The sequence below is a fragment of the Bacteroidota bacterium genome (genome assembly GCA_030706565.1).
GTDB lineage: Bacteria > Bacteroidota > Bacteroidia > Bacteroidales > JAUZOH01 > JAUZOH01.
On record JAUZOH010000304.1, the window covers coordinates 1 to 4,624 of the forward strand.

Annotated in this window: 5 protein-coding genes; 4 read left to right on the plus strand and 1 reads right to left on the minus strand. The window is 38.0% G+C overall.

Going from position 1 to position 4,624, the window contains the following annotated elements; genetic code table 11:
* From Q8907_13000 to Q8907_13010, 3 genes are all read left to right on the plus strand, one after another.
* The coding region (locus Q8907_13000; protein ID MDP4275188.1) for an aspartate aminotransferase at window positions 1-159 on the plus strand (159 nt) is incomplete at its 5' end.
* 35 nt (window positions 160-194) lie between these two features.
* On the plus strand, window positions 195-1,037 hold the full coding sequence (kduI, locus tag Q8907_13005; GenBank protein ID MDP4275189.1) for a 5-dehydro-4-deoxy-D-glucuronate isomerase: 843 nt from the start codon (window positions 195-197) through the stop codon (window positions 1,035-1,037).
* Between the two features lie 36 nt (window positions 1,038-1,073).
* Entirely contained in the window at window positions 1,074-1,865 is a 792-nt protein-coding gene (locus Q8907_13010) for a gluconate 5-dehydrogenase (GenBank protein MDP4275190.1), read from the plus strand.
* Window positions 1,866-1,946: 81 nt separating this feature from the next.
* Here Q8907_13010 and Q8907_13015 read toward each other — a convergent pair whose 3' ends face one another.
* Entirely contained in the window at window positions 1,947-3,896 is a 1,950-nt protein-coding gene (locus Q8907_13015; protein ID MDP4275191.1) for a biosynthetic peptidoglycan transglycosylase, read from the minus strand.
* 136 nt (window positions 3,897-4,032) lie between these two features.
* On the opposite strand from Q8907_13015, the gene Q8907_13020 reads away from it, so the two are divergent.
* On the plus strand, window positions 4,033-4,624 hold a 592-nt coding region (locus Q8907_13020; protein MDP4275192.1), incomplete at its 3' end, for an adenylyltransferase/cytidyltransferase family protein.

The window sequence follows — 4,624 nt, forward strand, 5'->3', positions numbered from 1 at the left end:
GACATGTGCCTATATCTTCTAAATAAAGGGCATATTGCAACCGTTCCCGGTTCTGCCTTCGGTGACGATCACTGCATCCGCATTTCGTATGCCACTTCAGATGAAAATCTTGCAGAAGCTATGAAAAGAATGAAGGCTTCATTGGAAAAATTACAATAAAATTAACCACTCAAATAAACAAATACTAAATAATAATGGCTTTACATTATGAATTAAGACAGGCATCTAATCCTATAGATGCCAAAGGTTATGATACCTCAAGGTTGCGTAAGGATTTTTTAATGCAAAATCTGATGGTTCCCGGTGATATTAATATGGTTTATACTTTATTTGACCGTCTTATCGTTGGTGGCTGTGTTCCGGCCGGCAAAGAAATATTACTCGAAACCATTGACCCCTTAAAAGCTAAATATTTTCTTGAACGCAGGGAATTGGGAATTATCAATGTAGGTGGAAAAGGTATGGTTAAGGCTGATGATAAGACCTATGAACTTGATTTTAAAGAGGCTCTATACATCGGCAAAGGAAATAAGGAAGTTGTTTTTTCCAGCAAAGATGCTGCACATCCTGCTCATTTTTATTTTAATTCGGCCCCTGCACATGCTGTTTTCCCCAATAAGAAAGTTACTGTCCAGGATGCAGTTAAGGTTGATCTGGGCTCTTTGGAAACATCAAATGAACGCAGAATCAATAAGCTTTTGGTTAATTCTGTCGTAGAGACCTGTCAGTTACAAATGGGGATGACTGAATTAAAGACCGGAAGTGTATGGAATACTATGCCTGCCCATACCCATTCCCGCCGTATGGAAGCTTATTTTTATTTTGAAGTTCCCAATGACCAGGTTGTTTGCCATTTTATGGGTGAACCTAAAGAAACCCGCCATATTTGGATGAAAAACGAAGATGCAGTCATTTCTCCCAATTGGTCGATTCATGCTGCTGCCGCTACTCACAACTATACCTTTATTTGGGGTATGGCTGGCGAAAATCTGGATTATGACGATAAAGATGAATGCAGAAATGAAGATTTAATGTAGAAGTTCTTTGGAAGTTGAAAAGTAGAAAAGGTTTACATGGTATTTGATTTATTTAATTTAAAAGGGAGAATTGCCTTGGTGACAGGTGCAACTCATGGCTTGGGTATGGCAATGGCTACGGGACTTGCACAAGCGGGTGCTACTTTGGTGATTAATTCTTCTTCTGATCAACATTTGGCCGAGGCTTTAAGTGAATATAAAAAGGCCGGGGTTGAAGCCAAGGGTTATGTTTTCGATGTTGCAAATGAGGCTGAAGTCATTGAGACTGTTGCAAAAATTGAAAGGGAAATTGGCGTTATTGATATTCTGGTTAATAATGCCGGTATCATTAAACGTGTTCCCCTGGAGGATATGGCGGTTGCTGATTTCAAAAAAGTAGTGGATATTGATTTGGTTGGGCCTTTCATCATGTCAAAACATGTTGTAAAAGGCATGATTGCAAAGAAATCCGGAAAGATCATCAACGTATGCTCTATGATGAGTGAACTGGGCAGAAGCGATGTGGGTGCTTATGCTGCTGCAAAAGGTGGTTTGAAGATGCTGACCAGGAATATGGCTTGCGAATGGGCTAAATATAATATCCAGGTAAATGGCATCGGTCCTGGTTATTTTGCTACCGAGCAAACTGCTCCGATTCGTGTTGAAGGACATCCTTTTAATGAATTCGTTATTAAACGTACTCCTGCTGAACGTTGGGGCCTTCCTGAAGATTTGGTGGGTTCGGTTGTTTACCTTGCTTCTAAGGCTTCCGATTATGTAAACGGCCATATTCTATATGTTGATGGCGGCTTTTTGATTGCTGTTGGAAAACACAGTGGCGAACAATAATTCATTTCGATTATTACAAGTATAAAAAAATCGGATGTCAATTTTTGACATCCGATTTTTTTTTATTAGGTCGTTATTTTATTAATCTATAATAGTATCGAAATTTTCTGTCGTATCAGCAGCAATAGTGTCATGAGAGACGACCATTTCCCTTGCTCTTCCCCTCAAATCAATCCATGGTGAATTTTTAGCAGTGTCCTCTGAAGAAATTTCTCTTCTGCGGAGCATCAAATACCTGATCATCGAAAAATATCTCTGGTAACGTAGACGCAATTGGCCAGTAGAATCAAAGCAAAATTTATAGGTTTTAGGATGGGGAATGATACTGGCCAGGAAAATACTTTCCGTCAGGTTTAGATCTACCGGGCGTTTATTGAAATAAAAATTACTGGCTTCCGTTATGCCATAAATTCCGGGCCCCCATTCAATCAGGTTCAGATAGTCCTCAAACATTTTTGACTTGGTTGAAAGGTGCATATTCTCAATAAGCCAAACGATCAGGGCCTCTTCCATCTTTCTGGAAACGGTTTTATTCCTGCTCAAAAATACATTTTTGACCAGTTGCATGGAAATGGTGCTTCCCCCGCGGGCAAACCTTTTCTTGATAATATCTGTGGCAATTGATTTTCTAAAGGCTTCTTCACTAAATCCGTGGTGTAAAAAGAAAGCCGGATCTTCGCAGGTTAGAACTGCATTTTTTAAATAACTTGAAATTTGATCTAAGTGAACATAATTGGGATTATCATCACCTACCATGAAAGCCCGGACCAGTTTGTTCTTTTCATATACTTCATGATAAAAATTCCCATTGATCATGCTGAAATTGGTCTTTCCGAAATGGACAATCCTGAAATTTTTTTTTTCTAATCTTGAATCAAAAACTAAATTGGCCGGATGATGGAAGTCAACATAAAAATTAAGATGATAGATTAAATCTCCTTCCGTGAGCATACCTTCAAGGGAATTAAACATTCCTTTAGGAAGGGATTCAAAAAAGCTCAGGGAATTGAATTCTTTTCTCAATATTTTTAAAGAGAGCTGTTTGTTTGGATTTGCTTCATATCTGATGTAGGGATTAAAGCTGATCTGGTTAATCCCAATAACTGAGCTGCTGTCCAGTTCTACTGACCGGTCACCAATCCGTATGTTAAAGTCAGCTAACCCTTTTTTTAAAAGGATATCTGTTGGGGCCAGTTTTTTATGATTGATCATTAGCCCTGCAATCTCAGATTTCCCGTTTAAATTGAGCAGACCTCCTTCAAACCCTTTATCCTTAAAACTTAAGTGAAGGCTGTCGAATTCGACTCTGGCATCATATTTCGCCTTAACAAAAGGAATAATTAATTTTTTAGAGTCGGCGCTGCTTAAATTAAAATCGGCAATTCTTTTGGATGATTCTAAATTCCCGTCAATCAGGCAGTTATTTTGCCCCTCATCAGAGGTAATCACTACGGAACCGTAATATTTACCGGAATATAGTTTGAAATTGGGGACATACAATGAAGTTTGCCCGCTGTTCAAAATAGTACTTAAATTCAGATGCTTTAAAGATATTTTGGAAGGAATGATCCCGAAAATTTTGCCGAGCATGGAATTCATCAAATCAGAGAAATTTGAATATTGTTTCCCCTCCACCTCGGTTTTTTTCCTGTTTTTGAAAAAACGGGTAAAATTATCGACATTACCTTTTTTGATTAACCTGATGTCGACATCATAAGCATCAAAATTGCTAAACCTTTTCTTTCCTGCCAGTAAGGGTAAGAGCCTGATTTTTAGATAAACCGAATCGGCTCTCAGGATGGTATCCTTTTCAGTTGTTGATACCACAATAGTTTTAAAATAGAGTCCCGACATTCCCTTAAAATTTACTTTGCCGGTAGTCAACTGGACATTATATTTTTCTTCCAGCTTATTGGCCTGACTTTCCAAGATTTTCTTCAGGGCATAGTCCCTAAAAGAAAAATAACCAATAAAAAAAATAGCAAAGAAAATTAAAATTCCTGCTAATATTTTTCTTAAAGTCGAATACATGAACTATACAATTTTGCGCAAACCTACATAATTTTTTAAAACTACATGACCATTTTTTGAAAAAAAACATTTTAAAACTTATTACGTTCTGATATGAAAAATAGTATCTTCGCTCAATCTATTTAACACGCATATTATGTTTGAATCAATTAAAACCAAAGTACTAAAAAATGAGGAACTTGGCGGATTAAGGAAAAAATTTGCCGATAAAAAAATAGTATTTTGTACAGGTTGTTATGATATATTGCAGTCGGGTCATGCAGTATTCTTTAACCAGTGTAAGGAGTTTGGCGATATACTTGTAGTTGGGGTAGGAAGGGATGTGGTCATCCAGCAATTGAAAGGTCCCGGTCGTCCGGTGAATCCTGAAATAAACAGGCTTTATCTGGTGGCTGCCCTGCAGGATGTTGATTATGCTGTGTTAAATGACTGTGTGGTGGATGAAGGGAAAATAGATTTTCGCCAGATTCTTGAAGAACTCAGGCCCGATATATTTGTGCTTAACCGGGATGATTCTGGATTGGAAGATAAGTCCAAGCTTTGTAAAGATTTGAATATTTCCATCCGGTTTGTGAAGAGGGAAGTTCCTGAAGAACTGGAACCCACTTCAACTACCCGAATCATTGATAAGATTAACTTTTCTTTTAAAGCTCCCCTGCGTATTGATTTTGCGGGAGGTTGGACTGATGTCCCTTATATCATGGATGGTGTGAAGGGTTTCGTGTCAA